This window comes from Streptomyces sp. NBC_00091 (assembly GCF_026343185.1).
Taxonomy (GTDB): Bacteria; Actinomycetota; Actinomycetes; order Streptomycetales; family Streptomycetaceae; genus Streptomyces.
Genome location: NZ_JAPEMA010000001.1, coordinates 5,906,837 through 5,923,925, shown reverse-complemented (window position 1 = coordinate 5,923,925; position 17,089 = coordinate 5,906,837). Strand labels below are relative to the sequence as shown.

The 17,089-nt window shown below is 72.3% G+C and carries 15 protein-coding genes; 11 read left to right on the top strand and 4 right to left on the bottom strand.

Annotated elements, in window-relative coordinates; all coding sequences use genetic code 11:
- The first annotated feature begins 91 nt into the window (after positions 1-91).
- The 10 genes from OOK34_RS27280 (at position 92) to OOK34_RS27235 (ending at position 11,437) form a co-directional block, all read left to right on the top strand.
- Positions 92-1,339 carry a YcaO-like family protein gene (locus OOK34_RS27280; protein ID WP_267036505.1) on the top strand — a complete coding sequence of 416 codons (1,248 nt, stop codon included), beginning with the start codon at positions 92-94 and terminating at the stop codon, positions 1,337-1,339.
- A 3-nt stretch (positions 1,340-1,342) separates the two neighbouring features.
- Positions 1,343-2,518: a TfuA-like protein gene (locus OOK34_RS27275; protein ID WP_267036504.1), complete on the top strand. Its 1,176-nt coding sequence runs from the start codon at positions 1,343-1,345 to the stop codon at positions 2,516-2,518.
- 371 nt (positions 2,519-2,889) lie between these two features.
- Complete coding sequence (locus OOK34_RS27270; RefSeq protein WP_267036503.1) at positions 2,890-4,245, top strand: MFS transporter; 1,356 nt, start codon at positions 2,890-2,892, stop codon at positions 4,243-4,245.
- A 22-nt stretch (positions 4,246-4,267) separates the two neighbouring features.
- On the top strand, positions 4,268-6,169 hold the full coding sequence (locus tag OOK34_RS27265; protein ID WP_267036502.1) for a helix-turn-helix domain-containing protein: 1,902 nt from the start codon (positions 4,268-4,270) through the stop codon (positions 6,167-6,169).
- A 93-nt stretch (positions 6,170-6,262) separates the two neighbouring features.
- Positions 6,263-7,198: an ABC transporter ATP-binding protein gene (locus OOK34_RS27260; protein ID WP_267036501.1), complete on the top strand. Its 936-nt coding sequence runs from the start codon at positions 6,263-6,265 to the stop codon at positions 7,196-7,198.
- Entirely contained in the window at positions 7,195-8,226 is a 1,032-nt protein-coding gene (locus OOK34_RS27255) for an ABC transporter permease (RefSeq protein ID WP_267036500.1), read from the top strand. The genes OOK34_RS27260 and OOK34_RS27255 overlap by 4 nt, the downstream gene beginning before the upstream one ends.
- Positions 8,227-8,321: 95 nt before the next feature.
- Complete coding sequence (locus tag OOK34_RS27250) at positions 8,322-8,711, top strand: GntR family transcriptional regulator (protein WP_267036499.1); 390 nt, start codon at positions 8,322-8,324, stop codon at positions 8,709-8,711.
- 118 nt (positions 8,712-8,829) lie between these two features.
- Complete coding sequence (locus OOK34_RS27245; protein ID WP_267036498.1) at positions 8,830-9,711, top strand: MetQ/NlpA family ABC transporter substrate-binding protein; 882 nt, start codon at positions 8,830-8,832, stop codon at positions 9,709-9,711.
- Complete coding sequence (locus OOK34_RS27240; protein WP_267036497.1) at positions 9,708-10,778, top strand: methionine ABC transporter ATP-binding protein; 1,071 nt, start codon at positions 9,708-9,710, stop codon at positions 10,776-10,778. The genes OOK34_RS27245 and OOK34_RS27240 overlap by 4 nt, the downstream gene beginning before the upstream one ends.
- On the top strand, positions 10,775-11,437 hold the full coding sequence (locus tag OOK34_RS27235) for a methionine ABC transporter permease (protein WP_267036496.1): 663 nt from the start codon (positions 10,775-10,777) through the stop codon (positions 11,435-11,437). The genes OOK34_RS27240 and OOK34_RS27235 overlap by 4 nt, the downstream gene beginning before the upstream one ends.
- A 78-nt stretch (positions 11,438-11,515) precedes the next feature.
- Here the strand turns inward: OOK34_RS27235 and OOK34_RS27230 are convergent, their stop codons facing one another.
- The 3 genes from OOK34_RS27230 to OOK34_RS27220 form a co-directional block, all read right to left on the bottom strand.
- Positions 11,516-11,893 carry a hypothetical protein gene (locus tag OOK34_RS27230; RefSeq protein ID WP_267036495.1) on the bottom strand — a complete coding sequence of 126 codons (378 nt, stop codon included), beginning with the start codon at positions 11,891-11,893 and terminating at the stop codon, positions 11,516-11,518.
- A 152-nt stretch (positions 11,894-12,045) separates the two neighbouring features.
- On the bottom strand, positions 12,046-12,840 hold the full coding sequence (locus tag OOK34_RS27225) for a class I SAM-dependent methyltransferase (RefSeq protein ID WP_267036494.1): 795 nt from the start codon (positions 12,838-12,840) through the stop codon (positions 12,046-12,048).
- Positions 12,841-12,877: 37 nt separating this feature from the next.
- Complete coding sequence (locus OOK34_RS27220; RefSeq protein ID WP_267036493.1) at positions 12,878-15,037, bottom strand: MMPL family transporter; 2,160 nt, start codon at positions 15,035-15,037, stop codon at positions 12,878-12,880.
- 121 nt (positions 15,038-15,158) lie between these two features.
- Between OOK34_RS27220 and OOK34_RS27215 the strand changes: the two genes are divergently transcribed.
- Positions 15,159-15,821, top strand: a complete 663-nt coding sequence (locus tag OOK34_RS27215; RefSeq protein ID WP_267036492.1) for a TetR/AcrR family transcriptional regulator — start codon at positions 15,159-15,161, stop codon at positions 15,819-15,821.
- A gap of 3 nt (positions 15,822-15,824) precedes the next feature.
- Here the strand turns inward: OOK34_RS27215 and OOK34_RS27210 are convergent, their stop codons facing one another.
- Positions 15,825-17,036, bottom strand: a complete 1,212-nt coding sequence (locus OOK34_RS27210) for an MFS transporter (RefSeq protein WP_267036491.1) — start codon at positions 17,034-17,036, stop codon at positions 15,825-15,827.
- Positions 17,037-17,089: the final 53 nt, after the last annotated feature.

The following is a 17,089-nucleotide window of genomic DNA, read 5'->3' as shown; positions in this document are numbered from 1 at the left end:
CTCCGGCCCGCTCCGCCGGCTCCTGAAGCGCAGCGACGCGCGGCGGTCCGCGTTCCCATCGATCCCCGCTTCCAGATAAGGCATCACGATCATGGTCAAACCGGACAGCCTGACAGCCCTTCGCCCGGACAGCTTTCAGCCTGATGCGGAAAGCACGAAGGCCGGACACGCCAGAAGTTTCAAGGAGACGTGGGACTCCCTGAAACCACTGCTGCCTCGCGTCCCCGTCACGCGCGTGTACGACACCACCCCCCTGGATTACATCAGCTCCCCCGTGTGGTCGGCCGTGACTCCTCTGGCCAAAGACCTGACGGTGAGCGCGGGAAAGGGGGCGACGCCGATCGCGGCGAAGCTCAGCGCCGTCATGGAGGCGATCGAGCGAGTCTCGGCCGAGGAAATTCCGGCCCTCCGGATCGTCAGGGGTTCCTACAAGGAACTCGCTCCCGCCGCTGCGGTCGACCCGGAGGACTTCAGCCTGCCGCAGGACACGACGTACCGGCCCGACGCCGTTTTCTCCTGGACGGGGGCGTACGACCTGGCGCAGGGGGGCCATCATCTGGTACCGACCGACCTCGTCCTCAATCCCTCCACGGAAGGCATGACGGCGCGGATCGAGACCAACGGGCTCGCCTCCGGGAATACGTATTCAGAGGCGGTCCTCCACGCGGTCTGTGAGCTTGTCGAGCGCGACGCGGTGTCGGAGGAAGCGTTTTACTCCGCTCACCACGACCCGCTTTTCTCTCCTCGTCGACCTTTGAGGGTCATATCCCCGGAGTCGGTTCCAGCCGGAACCGCGAAGGAGTTCATCGACGCGCTGACCGGTCAGGGTCTGGTTGTCCGGATACAGGATCTGACCAACGTGATCGACGTTCCGGTCATCCGGGTCGTCCTTTTCGACGACGGCTACTTCGGGCAGGAGGGCAAGGTGACCTACTTCCCCGGGTACGGGGCCGACCTCCAGCCCGAACGGGCGCTGCTTCGCGCTCTCACCGAGGCGTGCCAAGGTCACGCCAGCTTCGCCACGGGCGCGCGAGAGGTGTTCGAGACCGGGCGCGCCAGGCGCAGGCCGGCCGAGCTGAAGCGGATCGACTCTCTTTACCGGAACCCCGGCTCCCTGGCGTTCCCGCAGGCCAAGGACGGCAGCGGCAGCATCCTGCAGAACATACACACGGTCGTCGGCCGGCTGCGGGACGCAGGACACGAAAAGTGCCTGGTGACAGAACTCACCCGCGAGGATCTCGGCGTGCCGGTGGTTCGTGTCCTGATTCCGGGCCTCGCGTCTCCCTACGGTGAGAGTTCGCGCACCCCTACCCTCCGCCTGCTGGAATCGGTGATCTGAGCCATGAGAACCACCATATTCACCGGGCCGTCCCTGCCGCCGGGCGAGGCACGGGCCCTTATGCCGCAGGCGCACGTCCTTCCCCCCGCGAAACGCGGCGACGTCTACCGGGCCAGAGAAAGCGGAAGCTCCCGGATCCTCATCATCGACGGATCGTTTTCGCAGGTGCTCCCGGTGTCACCGCGAGAGGTCGTCGAGGTGGCTCGCGACGGCGCTCAGATCGTCGGGGCGTCCAGTATGGGGGCCATACGGGCCGCGGAATGCTGGCCCGTCGGCGTCCACGGTGTCGGAGCCGTCTACAGGATGTACCGGTCCGGCCTCTTCGATTCGGACGACCCCGTGGTGGTCGCGACGGATCCCGACGACGACCACTCGGCGGTGAGCGTCGCCCTGGTCAATATCCGTGCGGCGATCAGAAAGCTGTACGGTCTCAAGCTGATCACCCGGTCCCAGGGTGTGGAGCTTCACCGGGTCGCCGCCGAATCGTACTATCCCGACCGGGTCTGGCGGCTTCTGTTCAAGAAAGCCGGGATCGACGACCCGAGTGGCGTGATAGGTGAAGTCGCAGCCTCCGTCGACATCAAGAGGGTGGACGCACTGAGGGCTGTTCGCTTTCTTTCGCTCCTGCCCGACGGGGCACCTGCCGATGGAAACGACCGCCGATTCAGCCAAGGGCCCCGATACGCCTCGCACGACCCGCTTCTCGGCCACAGCCGTGAAGAACTCGACCTGTCACTCCCTCCGTTCATCTTCGGAACCGGCCGGTATCAGAAATACATCCGGTTCCTGCTGGCCGGACAGCTCGATTTCGCAGGACTGAACACCGGGAGCGATTCGAAGCTGTCCCGAAATTCCTCGGTCGAGCCAGCTCTCGCGCGCCTCTTCCTGGACATTCCGTCACTGTCCGCAAACCTGATGGACAAGATTCATCATTTCAGGCAGTTCGAGACGGAAGTGATGCTGTGGCATGCGGTTCACCGGCTGAAGGATCACAAGACGAGCAGAACGGAGGTGACACCTCCGCATGAGACCAGGGTCAGGGACTCGATAGCGAAGGCCCACGGCTATGACAACTGGGACGCGCTGACAACCGACTTGCGTGACGACGCTCTGCCCAGCGGGGTCCCCCTCGGCTGGATCGAGGAATCCTGTCACGACTTGACTCTCGCCCGGTCCTGACACCCCCGGGACCACCGAGCGGCGACACCGACGGAGGCCGGCGGCAGGAGCAGCGGGCGCAGAGGGCGCGGGTGGACGCGGTCAGGCCGGGGCCGGGGCGGCGGCGAGGCGTACCGATCCTGGGCCCCGGCAGCAAGCGATACGGCCGCGGCCGACTCCCCTGCACGTAGGCGAGGACCAGCCCCGGCTTCTTGGCGGGGGTGAGATCCCGGGCTGGCGAAGGCCTATCAGGCAGTTCGACAGGCGGGATGGGTGGGGCGCACACCCTTCGGGCGGGAAGTGTGGTGACGGGCACCATGGGCCGTTGACCTGGGCGTTCCTAGGGTGTGGCGACATCGGAACGTCCCCGCACTCGTCCGGAAGTGGTAACCATGGCCGCCTCTGCCATACCGTCAGCGCATCCCGGCAGCATCAGGAGAGTCGTCGCCGCCAGTCTCGTCGGGACCACCATCGAGTGGTACGACTTCTTCCTCTACGGCTCCGCCGCCGCCCTGGTGTTCAACAAGCTGTTCTTCCCCGCCAGCGATCCCCTGGTGGGGACCCTGCTGGCGTTCCTCACCTACGCGGTCGGCTTCGCCGCTCGGCCGCTCGGCGGGATGGTGTTCGGGCACTACGGCGACCGGATCGGGCGCAAGCGGCTGCTGGTGCTGAGCCTGCTGATGATGGGCGGGGCCACCTTCGCGATCGGGCTGCTGCCGACGCACGCGAGCGTCGGCGGCGCCGCGGCCGTGCTGCTGACCGTGCTGCGGCTGGTGCAGGGCTTCGCGCTGGGCGGGGAGTGGGGCGGCGCGGTGCTGCTCGTCGCCGAGCACGGGGACGACCGGCACCGCGGGTTCTGGGCGTCCTGGCCGCAGGCCGGCGCTCCCGGCGGCAACCTGCTGGCCACCGGGGTGCTGGCGCTGCTCGCCGCCGTCCAGTCGGACGAGGCGTTCCTCGCCTGGGGCTGGCGGATACCCTTCCTGCTCTCCGGGGTGCTGGTGGCAGTCGGGCTGTGGATCCGCGTCTCGGTCTCCGAGTCCCCCGCCTTCCTGGAGGCGCGGGCCAGGGCCGAGGCCGAGGAGGCGGCGGGGGCGAAGCACCGGCCGCCGGTGGTCGAGGTGCTGCGCTCGGGGCGGCGCGGCGTGCTCACCGCGATCGGTGTGCGCCTGGGCGAGAACATCTCGTACTACGTGCTCACGGCCTTCCTCCTCGTCTACGTCACCGTCCACCTCCACCTGCCCAAGGGCGACGCCCTGAACGCCGTGCTGATCGGCTCGGCCGTGCACTTCGTGACCATCCCGCTGTGGGGCGCGCTGTCGGACCGGATCGGCCGGCGCGCCGTCACGCTCGTGGGCTCGGTCGGCATGGCGGGCTGGGCGTTCGCCTTCTTCGCCCTGCTGGACTCCCGGTCCTTCCCGGTGATCGCCGCCGCGGTCACCGCCGGTCTGCTGCTGCACGGGGCGATGTACGGTCCGCAGGCGGCCTTCATCTCGGAGATGTTCGACACCCGGGTCCGCTACTCGGGAGCCTCCATGGGATCGCAGCTCGCCTCCATCGTCGGCGGCGCCCTGGCCCCGATCATCGCCGTGGAACTCCTGAAGGACTACGGCTCCTCCGTGCCGGTCTCCGTCTACCTCTGCGCGGCTGCGCTGGTCACCACGGCGACGGCCCTGGCCGCCCGCGAGACCCGCGGCCGCAGCCTCGACGGGCCCGCCCACGCGGCCCCTCCCGTCCCCGTCAACGGCTGACCGCGCCCGCGGCCGCGCCCGTATGCTCACCACCGTGACGGAAGGCGTACGGGAGCTGCTCGGCCTGCTGGCCCAGGGGGCGCCGGCGGAGGCGTTCGCCCGGCCGTCGGCGGCCGCGCGCGCCGCCGGCGCTCCCGCCGGGGAGCTGGCCGCCCTCGAGGAGGCCACCCGGGTGGCGCTGGAGGTCCACCGGACCCTGATCCAGCACCGTACCCGCGAGGCGGAGCTGACCGCGCTGTTCGACACCGCGGGCGACCTGGCCGCGCTGCGGGACCTGGACTCGGTGCTGCGGGCGATCACGCACCGCGCGAAGCAGCTGCTGCACACGGACGTCACGTACCTGTCGCTGAACGACGAGGCCGCGGGCGACACCTTCATGCGGGTGACCGACGGTTCGGTGTCGGCCGCCTTCCAGCAGCTGCGCCTGGGCATGGGCGAAGGGCTCGGCGGGCTCGTCGCCCAGACGGCCCGTCCGTACGCCACCGGCGACTACCAGCGCGACCCGCGCTTCCGGCACACGGCCGCCATCGACGGCGCCGTCGGCGAGGAGGACCTGCGCGCCATCCTGGGCGTCCCCCTGCGGCTGGGCCCGAAGGTGATCGGGGTGCTCTTCGCCGCCGACCGCAGCCCGCGCGAGTTCGGCCCGCGCGAGGTGGCGCTGCTGTCCTCCCTCGCCGACCACGCCGCCATCGCCATCGACGGGGCCCGGCTGCTGGAGGAGACGCGCCGGGCCCTGGCGGAACTGGGCGCCGCCTCCCGCGTCATCCAGGAGAACAGCGACGCGCTGCGCCGGGCCGAGGAGGCGCACGACCGGCTCACCGGTCTCGTCCTGCGCGGCGGGGACATCGCCGAGGTGGCGGCCGCGATCGGCGCGCTGCTGGAGGGCGGCACCCTCATCCACGATGCCGACGGTGCGGAGCTGGCCCGCGCGCAGGCCGACCCCTGCCCGCCGCCCGCGCGGGCCGTCGCCGCCTCCCGGGCCGGCGGCCGGGCCGTCGCGGAGGCCGGCACCTGGGTGTGCGCGGTGCTGGCCGGCCCCGAACTCCTGGGCAGCATCACGCTGACGGGCCGCCGCGGCCTGGACGAGGCCGGGCGGCGCCTGTTCGAGCGCGCCGCCACGGTGACGGCCCTGCTGCTGCTCCTGAGCCGGTCGGTCGCGCAGACCGAGGACCGGATACGCGGAGAGCTGCTCGGGGACCTGCTGAGCCCGTCCGCCGATCCCGGGAGCCTGGCCGTCCGCGCCCGCCGCCTGGGCGTGGACCTGGCCCGCCCGCACGCCCTGTTCGTCCTGCACAGCGATACCGCTCCGCGCCCCCGCCTGCTCACGGCCGCCGCGCACCACGCCCGCGACCGCCGGGGCCTGGCCGGGGTCCACCACGACCACGCCGTGCTGCTGGCGCCCTCCGAGGACACCGGGGCGGACGCCGCCCGCCTGGCCGCGGCGCTCGGCCGTACGGTGGGCGCGCCCGTCACGGTCGGTGCGGCGCGGGCCGACGGCAGCCCCGCCGGGCTTCCGGCCGCGCACGCGGAGGCCCTGCGCTGCCTGTCAACGCTGCGCTCCCTGGGCCGCGCCGGTGACGGGAGCACGCTCGCGGACCTGGGGTTCCTCGGTGTGCTCCTGGGCGACCGGCCGGACCTGTCCGGCTTCGTACGGGCCGCGCTCGGGCCGGTCCTGGACTACGACGCCCGGCGCGGCAGCGACCTCGTCCGCACCCTGCGGGTCTACTTCGCCACGGGCATGAGCCGGGCGAGGGCGAAGGAGGCCCTGCACGTCCACGTGAACACCGTGGTGCAGCGCCTGGACCGGATCGGCCGCCTCCTGGGCCCCGACTGGCAGTCCCCCGACCGCGCCCTGGAGCTCCAACTCGCCCTGCGCCTGCACCAGGTGTCCGCGCCGGCGGGTCCGGGAGCGGTCTCCCCCTGAGCACGGCGACCGCCGTTTGACAGTGCCGCGCCCTCGCCGCATGATTCCATTACTCATCTAGTGGAATCACGGAAAGAGGGGGCTGTGCGAAGCATGACCACTTCCGGCGCGGCCGACAGCCGATGGGCCTTGGAGGCACGCGGGCTGGGCAAGAAGTACCGGCGGGGCTGGGCACTGGAGGACTGCTCCTTCCGGATCCCCGCGGGCCGCATCACCGCCCTGGTGGGGCCCAACGGCGCGGGCAAGAGCACCCTGCTGAGCCTCGCGGCCGGCCTCGCGCAGCCCTCGGCCGGTGAGCTGCGGATCTTCGGCGCCCCCGCCGGCAGCCCCCGCGCCATGCCCCGGTGGGCCTACCTCGCCCAGGACAAGCCGCTGTTCAACCGGTTCACCGTGGCGCAGACCCTGCGACTGGGGCAGGAGCTCAACCCGGCCTGGGACCAGGCGGTGGCCGAGCGGATCGTCCGCTCCGGGATGGTGCCGCCGAACGCCCGCGTGGGGGACCTGTCGGGCGGCCAGCGCACCCGTGTGGCCTTCGCGCTCGCCTTCGGCAAGCGCCCCGACGTCCTCCTGCTGGACGAGCCGATGGCCGACCTCGATCCGGTGGCCCGGGACGAGATGGGCGCCCTGCTCCTGTCGGAGGCGGCCGAGCACGGGACCACCGTACTGATGTCCTCCCACCTGCTCAGCGAGATCGAGCACATGTGTGACTACGTACTCGTACTCGCCGACGGCCGCGTCCGCATGGCGGGCGAGGCCGACGAGCTGGTTCCCATGCACACCCTGGTCACCGGGGTGAGCACGGACCAGGGGCTGCCCGCCGCCCTGCACCACCACACCCTCATCGAAGTACGCACCTCCGGACGCCACTTCACCGCGCTGGTCCGCCGCCAGGGCCCGCTGGACGACGCGTGGCAGCTGGCGGAGCCGAGCATGGAGGAGGTGCTGCTCGCCTACCTCCGCTCGCCCGAGGCCCCCGCGCTGCTCTCCCCCACCGCCGTCCCCCTGCACCGAGAGGAGCCCGCGGCATGAGCACGCCCAGCCCGGCCACGCCCAGCCCGGCCACCCCCCACGAGGCCGCCCGCCACCCGGCCGCCCCCCGCCAGGACACCGCAGCCGCCCGCCCCCGCCGGCTGCGCGGGCTCGCCTGGCTCCTGGTGCACCAGCACCGCACCGCCCTCATAGCCTGCGCCGCCGTGACCCTCATCGGCGCGGCCTTCATCGTCCACCAGCGCGCCGCGATGCTGGACACCCTGCACGCCACCGGCTGGCACGCCACGTCCGCCCGGCCCATCGACGGCGAGGTGTACAACCGGGCCGCCAACGACCTCAACTCCTTCGGCAGCTGGCTGGGTTACCTGCCGCTGCTGCTCGGCGTGTTCCTCGGCGCCCCGCTGATCGCCGCCGACAAGGAGCACGGAACGGCGCGGCTGGTCACCACCCAGTCCGTCCCCCGGAGCCGCTGGCTGCTGTGGAAGCTGTGCTTCGCCCTGGTCCTGGCGGCGGTCCCGACCTTGATCCTGAGCCTGCTCTACTCCTGGTGGTGGCACTCCGTCGGACCGCTCGCGCCCGAAGACTGGCTGAACGGCTCGGTGTTCGAGGCGACCGGCCCGGTCCTGGTGGCCACGGCCCTGTTCACCACCTCGCTCGGCATCATGACCGGGGCGCTGGCCCGCCGGGCCGTCCCGGCCATGACGGCCACCTTCGTGATCGCGGGCACCGCCCTGTTCGGGGCGGGGCTGCTCCGGGAGCGGCTCGCCACGCCCCGGATGCTCGCCTATCCGCTGGGCGGCGCCCAGCCGGCCGCGCTCGAGCACGCGGTACAGGTGGACCAGTGGATCGGGACCGCCTCCGGCAAGCTCTACGGCTGGGGCACCTGCGTGCACGAGACCTCGCCCGAGAGCTGCCGGGCCTCGCTCGGGATCGTCAACTCGGTCTGGGAGTACTTCGACCACGGCCAGATGGCGGGCATGCAGTGGACCGCCGCGGGGGTCTTCCTGGGGCTGAGCGCGCTTCTCGTGGGCGCCTTCCTGCGCTGGACCCGGCAGTCGGCGCTCTGAACCGGATCACCCACCCCCTAGGGGTGTCCGGCGGATCAGGGCCGGACACCCCCTAGGCTGAAAACGACACCCCGAACGATCAAGGAGGCGGCACCGTGGTCGTGTTCCGCATCGAACGCCGCAGCGGCCTGCCCGCCTACCTCCAGATCGTCCAGCAGGTGGAGCAGGCCCTGCGCATGGGGGCGCTGACCGAGGGCGACAAGCTGCCCACGGCGGCGCAAGTTGCCGCCACCACGAAGGTCAACCCGAACACCACGCTCAAGGCGTACCGCGAACTGGAGCGGTCCGGCCTCGTCGAGGTGCGCCAGGGCTCCGGCACCTTCATCACCCGCTCGCTGGCCACCCCGCAGACGGCCCCGGAATCCCCGCTGCGGACCAGCCTCGGGGAGTGGATGCGCGAGGCGCGCGAGCAGGGCCTGAGCTCCCGCGACGTGTCGACCCTCTTCGGTGCGGTGCTCGACGAGAACTACCCGCCGACACCCTGAACCTTTCATTCGTTGCAGGATCGTGAATACGATCTTTCATATCAAGTCAATATCGGGATCCATGCCTACTGTTCAGAGGTACCTCGCTTGACGCGTTCCTCTACCACTGGATCCCACGATGTCTGCTGTATCACCGCGCCGCCGTACCGCGCTCGCCCTCACCACCACCGCAACCGCCCTCGCGCTGCTCCTCTCCGGCTGCGGGCTCGGGGACTCGGACGGCAAGCGCATCCGCGTGGGCGTCTCGGGCAACTCCCCCGAGTGGGACATCCTCGCGAAGGAGGCCAAGAAGGAGGGCCTCATCGTCGAGCCGGTGGTCTTTGACGACTACTCGCTGCCCAACAAGGCGCTCAGCGCCGGCGACATCGAGCTCAACGCCTTCCAGCACCTGGTCTTCCTCGCCCAGTCGAACACCGAGAACAGGACCGACATCGCCCCCATCGCCGCGACCACGGTGGTGCCGCTCGGCCTCTACTCCGGCAAGCACAAGCAGCTCGCCGACCTCCCCGAGGGCGCCTCGGTCACCCTGCCCAACGACCCCGCCAACCAGGGCCGCGGGCTGCGCGTCCTGGAGCAGGCCAAGGTCATCGAACTGAAGAAGGACGCCGGGCTCTTCGCCACCCCCGACGACATCACCGCCAACCCCAGACACATCAAGATCACCCCGGTGAACGCCCAGCAGACCCCGCGCACCCTCAAGGACGCGGACGCCGCGGTGATCAACGACGGGGTCGCCGAACTCGCCGGCATCGACGCCAGGACCGCACTGTTCAAGGACGACCCGGCCAGTGCGCAGGCCGTTCCGTACCTCAACGTGATCGCCGCCCGCGCGGACCGCAAGGACGACCCCGACTACGCGAAGATCGTGAAGCTGTACGCGTCGAAGGCCGTCCAGGACGAGGTCCGCCGCACCAGCAACGGCACCGCCCACCACATCGAGCTGCCCGCCACCGAGCTCCGGGCCGAGCTCGCCCGCATCACGAAGCAGCTGGCACGGTGACCGCTACGACGGCTACGACCGCCGCGACCGCCACGCAAGCGCCCGCCACGCACCCGGCCATCGAACTGCGCGGCGTACGCAAGGAGTTCCCGGGCGGGAGCGTCGCCGTGGACGACGTGAGCCTGACCGTGGAGGCGGGCCGTGTCTTCGGGGTCGTCGGCCACAGCGGAGCCGGGAAGTCCACACTGCTGCGCCTGGTCAACGGCCTGGAGGAGCCCACCTCCGGCAGCGTCCTGGTCGACGGCCACGACCTGGCCGCCCTCGGCGAGCGCCGGCTGCGGCCCGTCCGCCGGGAGATCGGCATGATCTTCCAGCAGTTCAACCTCTTCCGCTCGCGCACCGTCCTCGGCAACGTCCTCTACCCGCTGCGCCTGGCCGGCCTGGACCGCACGGCCGCCCGGGCCCGCGCCGAGGAGACCCTGGAGTTCGTCGGCCTCTCCGGGCACGGCGGGCGCTACCCCGAACAGCTCTCCGGCGGGCAGCGGCAGCGGGTCGGCATCGCCCGCGCCCTCGCCACCCGGCCCAAGGTGCTGCTGTGCGACGAGGCCACCTCCGCCCTCGACCCGCAGACCACCGGCGAGGTACTGGCCCTGCTGCGCCGGGTCAACCGCGAACTGGGCGTCACCATCCTGCTGATCACCCACGAGATGGAGGTCGTACGCACCCTGTGCGACCGGGTGGCGGTCATGGAGGACGGCCGGGTGGTGGAGAGCGGCGAGGTGTACGAGGTCTTCGCGCGCCCGCGCCACCGCACCACGGCCGCCTTCGTACGCTCCGCCCTGCACAGCGAGCCGGACGGCCCGCTCCTGGAGCGGCTGCGCGCCCGCCATCCCGGGCACCTGGTCACGGTGCCGGTGGTCGACGGCGCCCCGGTCATGGACGGCCTCTCGCCCCTGCTGCGCGAGCACGGCGTCGACTTCGCCTTCGTCCACGGAGGGGTCGGCGAGGTGCGCGGGCGCCCGCTGGGCAGCGTGACCCTCGAACTGCGGGGCGAGCGGGCGGCGGTCGAGGCCGTCGCCGCCGGCCTCGCCCTGCCCGCCGCTGCCGGGAAGGCGGGTGTCCGGTGAAGGCCGACTGGAGCACCTTCTGGCCCAAGGTCCTCGACGCGACGGGCGAGACCGTCTACATGGTGCTGATCACGCTGGCGCTCTCCAGCGTCGGCGGCCTCGCGGTCGGGCTCGCCCTCTACGCCACGCGCAAGGGCGGCGTCCTGCCGAACCGGGCCGTGCACGCGGTCCTGGGCGCCTTCATCAACATCATCCGGCCCATCCCCTTCATCATCGCGATCGTGGCCCTCGCCCCGGTCACCCGGGCGGTGGTCGGCACCATGATCGGCACCGATGCCGCGATCTTCCCGATGACGGTGGTGGCGACCTTCGGGATCGCCCGGATCGTGGAGTCCAACCTGCTGGCCGTGGAACCGGGCGTGGTCGAGGCGGCCCGCTCGATGGGGGCCGGCCCGCTGCGGATCCTGCTCACCGTGCTGGTGCCCGAGGCGCTCGGGCCGCTCGTGCTCGGCCTGACCTTCATGCTGGTCGCGCTGATCGACTTCTCCGCGGTGGCGGGCACGGTCGGCGGCGGCGGGGTGGGCAACCTGGCCATGACGTACGGGTACCTGCGCTTCGACACCTCCGTGATGGTGGTCACCGTCCTGGTCCTGATCGTCCTCGTGCAGTCGGCCCAGTTCCTGGGCGACCGCATCTCGCGCAGGATCCTGCGGCGCTGACCCCCTCCTCCCGCGGCGCACGGCGGCGCCCCCGTTACCGGGGGCGCCGCCGCTGTCCTCGGACGGCCCGCGGGCCGTTCAGAAGGTGTAGCTCAGCCCCGACTTGTACGGGGTCAGCGTCCGCTGGCCCACCACACCGCGGTAGGTGTACCAGCCCCACTTCTTGCACATCGTCTGGTAGCTCAGGGTGTTGTACGCCCCCGAACCGACCCGGACGCGCGGGTAGATGACGTTGTCACCCCAGTCCCCGCCGGCCGGGCCGCTCGAGTAGGCGTCCACCCCCCAGTACACCCCGACCACCGAGCCGCCGCCCGGGCAGTTCCAGCTGCCGAAGTTGACCCAGACGTTGCCTCCCGTCCAGGCGCTGGCCGGAGCGGCGCTGAGGCCGACGACGCCGAGCGCCATCAGCGAACCCGTCAGCACCGCACGGGATGTACGCAGCAGTGATCCACGCATATGACCTCCCCAGTGACGGCTGCGCCCCTGCGCGCTTCGCCGTGCGGAGCAGGCTGCCATATGAGTCACAGGATTGTCTGACTTTCGACTGGATATCTCCGAAGTCGAACTATCGCCCGAGATACGTACGTTTGGACTGGGGGGTACGGTGCTCAGTCCGCCAGGGCCGTGGTGACCACCAGCGGGGGCCTGGCCCGCTCGGCCGTCCAGGGACGGCTGCGCACCAGGGCGGGATCGGCCACCTCCCGCGCCTCCTCCACGGTCGGGTGCTGCTGGACCACGTCCCGGAAGCCGGCCCGCTCCAGGAGCGCGGGCAAGAGGGCGACGGGCCACGCGTGGTTGCGCACCTCCTGCCAGGATCCGTCGGTGCGCCGCAGCCGTACGGTCAGCTCCTGGCCCGGCTCGTACACCGCGCCCGGGTCGTCGCCGATCCGCAGGGAGGCGTACTCCACGCCGCCGCAGGCGGGATCGGTGGCCAGCAGGACGAAGGGGCCGCCGGGCCGCAGCAGCCGGCGGATCTCCGTGAACACGGCCAGCACCGCCTCCTGGGTGGGCAGCGAGGCGAGCACGTGGCTGCACATGACCGCGTCCGCGCAACCGTCCGCCAGGCCGGCCACCCGGCCGTCCTCGACCAGGTGGTACTCCGCCGCCCCGGTGCCCGAAGCACGGGCGAGGGCCAGCATCTCGGGCGAGGTGTCCACCCCCACCACCCGCGCCCCCAGCAGCCGGGCGGCGTGCCCGGCCACCTTCCCGGGCCCGCATCCGTAGTCCACGAGGACCGCGCCCGCGCCGATCCGGCGGGACAGGGCCCGGAAGACGAACGGATAGCCGAGCAGCCAGTCCGTGGCCGCCTCCAGCGCGGCGAAGGCCCGCGCTCCCTCACTCCCGGACCAGGCGGCCGTCTCGGCCGCGCCCGTGTCTCCCGATTCCTGCGACCAGTCGCTCACAGCCCCACTATCGACCCGCGGCGCTCCCGGAGCGAGGTCACGACACGGCCCGCCGGCCCTTCCCGGAGAGGCCGATGCGGTCGTGCAGCCGGCGCAGGGGGGCCGGGGCCCACCAGTTGGCGGGACCGGCCAGGCCCATCAGGGCGGGCACGAGCACGCCTCTGATCAGCGTCGCGTCCACCACCACGGCCAGGGCCATGCCCACGCCCAGCTGTTTGAGGAAGACCACCTCTCCGGTCGCGTAGGTGGCGAAGGAGACCGCGAGGACGAGGGCGGCCGCGGTGACCAGGGGCGCGCTGCGGGCGATCCCCAGGGGCACGGAGCCCCGGGCGTCTCCCGTGCGGTCGTACTCCTCCTTGATGCGGGCGAGCAGGAAGACCTCGTAGTCCATGGAGAGCCCGTACGCGATGCAGAACATCAGGATGGGGATGCTCGGTTCGATCACCCCGGTGGGAGTGAAGCCGAGCAGGCCCGACAGGTGGCCCTCCTGGAAGACGAGGACGAGGACCCCGAAGATCACGGACAGGCTCAGGAGGTTGAGCACGGTCGCCTTGAGCGGGGCGACCACGCTGCCCGTCATCAGGAAGAGCACGGCGAAGGTCACGATCACGATCAGGCCGCCGACCAGCGGCAGCCGGTCCGTCACCCCGTCGCGGTAGTCGGTGAGTTCGGCCGGGTAGCCGCCGGCCTCGACGGCGAACGGCGCGGGCAGGGCCCGGATCTCGCGCACCAGGCCCGTGGCGTCGGCCTCCAGCCGCGCGGAGGTGGGCAGTACGGTGATCCGCTGGCCGCCGCCGGCGGCGGTGAAGCCCCCGGCCGGAGCCGGACCGGCCGGCTGCCCGTTCCGGAAGGATCCGGCGGCCGAGTCCACTCGGGCGACCCCCTCGATCCGGGACAGCCCGGAGGCGTACCCGGCCACCATGGCCGGGTCCGCGGCCGTCGCGACCAGCTGTACGGCGTCCGCCTCCTCGACCGTGAATCCGGCCCGGATCCGGTCGTGCATCTGCCGCGCGGGCGCCGAGGCGGGCAGCACCCGGTCGTCCGGCAGGCCGAACCGTACGTCCAGGAAGGGCGCGCCGAGCAGCAGCAGGACGGCCAGGGCGGCGCCGCCGTAGGCCACCGGGCGGCGCATCACCCGCCTCGCCGCCGCGAACCAGAAGCCGTCGGTCACGGCGGGGACCGGGCCGCGCCGCTCCACCCGGCGTCCGAGGAGCGCCAGGGCCGCGGGCAGCAGTACGGTCGCGCCGGCCACGGCGGCCAGCACCACGGCGACCCCCGCGTAGGCGAAGGAGCTCAGGAAGGGGAAGGGGAAGGCCAGCAGCACCGAGAGGGACGCGGCCACCGTCACCCCGCTGAACAGGACGGTCCTGCCCGCGCCCCGCACCGTACGGGCGACCGCCTCCGCGACGTCCGCCCCGCCCCGCAGCTCCTCGCGGTAGCGGAAGACGACGAACAGCCCGTAGTCGACGCCGAGTCCGATGCCCATCACCAGCGCGATGTTGGAGGCGAAGGTGGACACGTCGGTGAAGGCGACCACCGCGCGCAGCAGCGCGAGCGACCCGAGCACGGCGAACAGCCCGGTGCCGAGGGTGAGCAGCGCCGCCGAGATGCGCCGGTAGACCCACCAGAGCAGCAGCAACACCACGGGGAGGATGAAGAGCTCGGCGCGCAGGAAGTCCTGTCGGGCCTGCTGCATGGTCTGCCGGAAGACCTCGTCACCGCCGCCGACCTCGACGGTGAGGGTCGCGGTGGTGCGGGCGAACCGGGGGGCCAGTTCCGGCAGGACCTCGCGCCGTACGTGGTCGGCGTCGCCCGGTACCCAGGCGAGCACGAGCGCGTGGCGGCGGTCCTGGCTGCGGAGGGTGTCGGGGGCGCCGGCGGTCCAGTACGACCAGGCCCGGCCGACCCCGGGGTGGGCGGCCAGCTCCCGGGTGAGTTCCCGGCCGGCCCGGGCGGTCGCTTCGTCGTCGACGGCGCCTTCGCGGGCGGTGACCAGCAGCGCCAGGTTGGGGCTGCCGATGCCGTGGTCCCGGGCCAGGACGTCGCGTACCCGCATGGACTCCGAGCCCGGGGCCTCGAAGCGGTTGAGCGAGAGCGCGTTGAGTGTTCCGGCGCCGATGGCGCCGGCGAGCAGGGCGGCGGCGATGCCGACCGCGACGATCCACCTCGCCCGCTCCGCGATGAACCTGCCGAGCACGGTTCCCCCTACCGATAGGATTTACGAATGATGATTCGCGTTCTGTCGCGAGGGCGAGATTACGAATGATCATTCGCATTTTCAACCGGTGCCCACGGGCTGAGATCTGACGGAGGACCACATGGCGGAAGCGGCGGAAGCGGCGGGAGCCGGCGGCCGGGGAGCGCGGGCGGCGCAGGGGGCGCCGCCCCGGCGGCGGCAGGCACGCGGAGAGCAGCGGATGGCGCAGATCCTCGACGCCTCGGCGGTGGTCTTCGCCCGCGCCGGCTACGAGAAGACCACCACGATCGCCATCGCGGCCGAGGCGGGCATCTCCCCCGGCTCGCTCTACCAGTTCTTCTCCAACAAGGAGGCGATCGCCCAGGCGCTCGCCGACCGCTTCGTCGGCCAGCTGCGCGCGGCACACCAGGAGGCCTTCGACGAGGCCCACTTCACGTCCGCGACCCTCGAGGGGCTGCTCGACCGGATGGTGGACCCGATCGTCGCCTTCAACGTCGCCAACCCCGGCTTCAAGGCGCTCTTCGCCCGTACGGACATGCCCGCGGGCCTCGCCGACGCGGCCCGGCCCGTGCAGTCGGCGATGCTGGCCCGGGTCGAGGCGATGATCGGCGCCCGCGCGCCCGGGCTGGCCGCCGAGGAGCGTTCGCGCACGGCCCGCGTGGGGATCCAGATCTTCCAGGCCATGGTGCCCCTGGTGGTCGCGGCCGAGGGCGACGAGCGGGCGGCGATGGTCCGCGAGCTCAAGCGGGCGCTGCACGGGTACCTGGCGGGCACCATCGCCTGAGCCCTACGCGTCGGCGGCCGGGGCCGGGGCCGGGGCCGGCTGGAGGGTGCGGGCGGCCAGGGCGGCGAAGGCGCAGCAGGCCACGGGCAGCAGGAGCGTCAGGCCCAGCGGCATGAGGTGGGCGAGCGGGCCGATCACGGCCGGGCCCGCGAGCATGCCGAGGTAGCCGAGGCCCGCGACGCGGGAGACGGCGGCGCCGGCCGCCTCCGGGGCGGCGTGACCGGCGGCGCTGAAGAGCTGGGGGACGCAGCCGGAGAGGCCGGCGCCGAAGAGGGTCCAGCCGGCCAGCGCCGCCGGGACCCCGGGCGCGGCGACCGCCAGGGTCAGGCCGGCCCCGGCGAGGGCGGCTCCGTAGCGCAGCACGGCGACGGGGCCGATGCGCGCCGTCAGGCGGTCGGTGAGGAACCGGCCGGCGGTCATGGCGGTGGCGAAGGCCCCGTAGGCGAGCGCGGCGGTGCCTGCGGACGCGCCGAGGGAGTCCTCGAGGTGCAGCGCGCTCCAGTCGTTGGCCACGCCCTCGCAGAGCATGAGCAGGAAGGCGAGCAGGGCGAGCATCCGGATGCGCGGGGGCGTACGACGGCGACCCGCGCGGGCGGCGGGATGGGCGGCCGGCGCGGGCTCGCGGTCCAGGAGCCCGGGGGCGGCCAGGAGGGCGAGGAGGAGCGCGCCGAGGGCGGTGGCCCCGAGGGTGGCGGTGGCGGGCAGACCGAGGTGCAAGGTGAGGGACCCGGTCAGGGCGGCGAGGGCGCCGCCGATGGAGAACACCGCGTGGAAGGCGGACATGACGGGCCGCCCGTAGCAGCGTTCGATCTGGACGGCGTGGGTGTTCATGGCGACGTCCAGGCAGCCGTTGCCGAAGCCGAGCAGCAGCAGGGCCCCGCCCAGGGTCCTGGCATCTCCGGCCAGGGCCGGCAGCACCACGGCGGCGCCGCACAGCGCGGCGCCGGCGGGGACGGTCGCGCGGGCTCCGAAGCGGTCGGTGAGCGGCCCGGCCAGCCGCATGCCGGCGAAGGCCCCGGCCCCGAGGAGGAGCAGGAGCCAGCCGAGGAGGGCGTGGCCGATGCCGGTGCGCTGCTGCGCGAGGGGGATGTGGACGATCCACATGCCCATGACGAAGCCGTTCAGGGCGAAGTAGGCGAAGGTGGCCCGCCGCCCCCTCCGCAGGGTTCCGGGCGGGGGCGGTCCTTGGACGAGGGGCGGTACGAGTGGCTGCATGCAATCGAACATAACAAACACGATTGATGTGCGGACCTTGCCTTTCGAACATC

Coding starts and splice junctions, on each gene's coding strand:
- OOK34_RS27280 (WP_267036505.1), top strand. CDS start 92: ATGGTCAAACCGGACAGCCTGACAGCCCTTCGCCCGGACAGCTTTCAG.
- OOK34_RS27275 (WP_267036504.1), top strand. CDS start 1,343: ATGAGAACCACCATATTCACCGGGCCGTCCCTGCCGCCGGGCGAGGCA.
- OOK34_RS27270 (WP_267036503.1), top strand. CDS start 2,890: ATGGCCGCCTCTGCCATACCGTCAGCGCATCCCGGCAGCATCAGGAGA.
- OOK34_RS27265 (WP_267036502.1), top strand. CDS start 4,268: ATGCTCACCACCGTGACGGAAGGCGTACGGGAGCTGCTCGGCCTGCTG.
- OOK34_RS27260 (WP_267036501.1), top strand. CDS start 6,263: ATGACCACTTCCGGCGCGGCCGACAGCCGATGGGCCTTGGAGGCACGC.
- OOK34_RS27255 (WP_267036500.1), top strand. CDS start 7,195: ATGAGCACGCCCAGCCCGGCCACGCCCAGCCCGGCCACCCCCCACGAG.
- OOK34_RS27245 (WP_267036498.1), top strand. CDS start 8,830: ATGTCTGCTGTATCACCGCGCCGCCGTACCGCGCTCGCCCTCACCACC.
- OOK34_RS27230 (WP_267036495.1), bottom strand. CDS start 11,893: ATGCGTGGATCACTGCTGCGTACATCCCGTGCGGTGCTGACGGGTTCG.
- OOK34_RS27215 (WP_267036492.1), top strand. CDS start 15,159: ATGGCGGAAGCGGCGGAAGCGGCGGGAGCCGGCGGCCGGGGAGCGCGG.
- OOK34_RS27210 (WP_267036491.1), bottom strand. CDS start 17,036: ATGCAGCCACTCGTACCGCCCCTCGTCCAAGGACCGCCCCCGCCCGGA.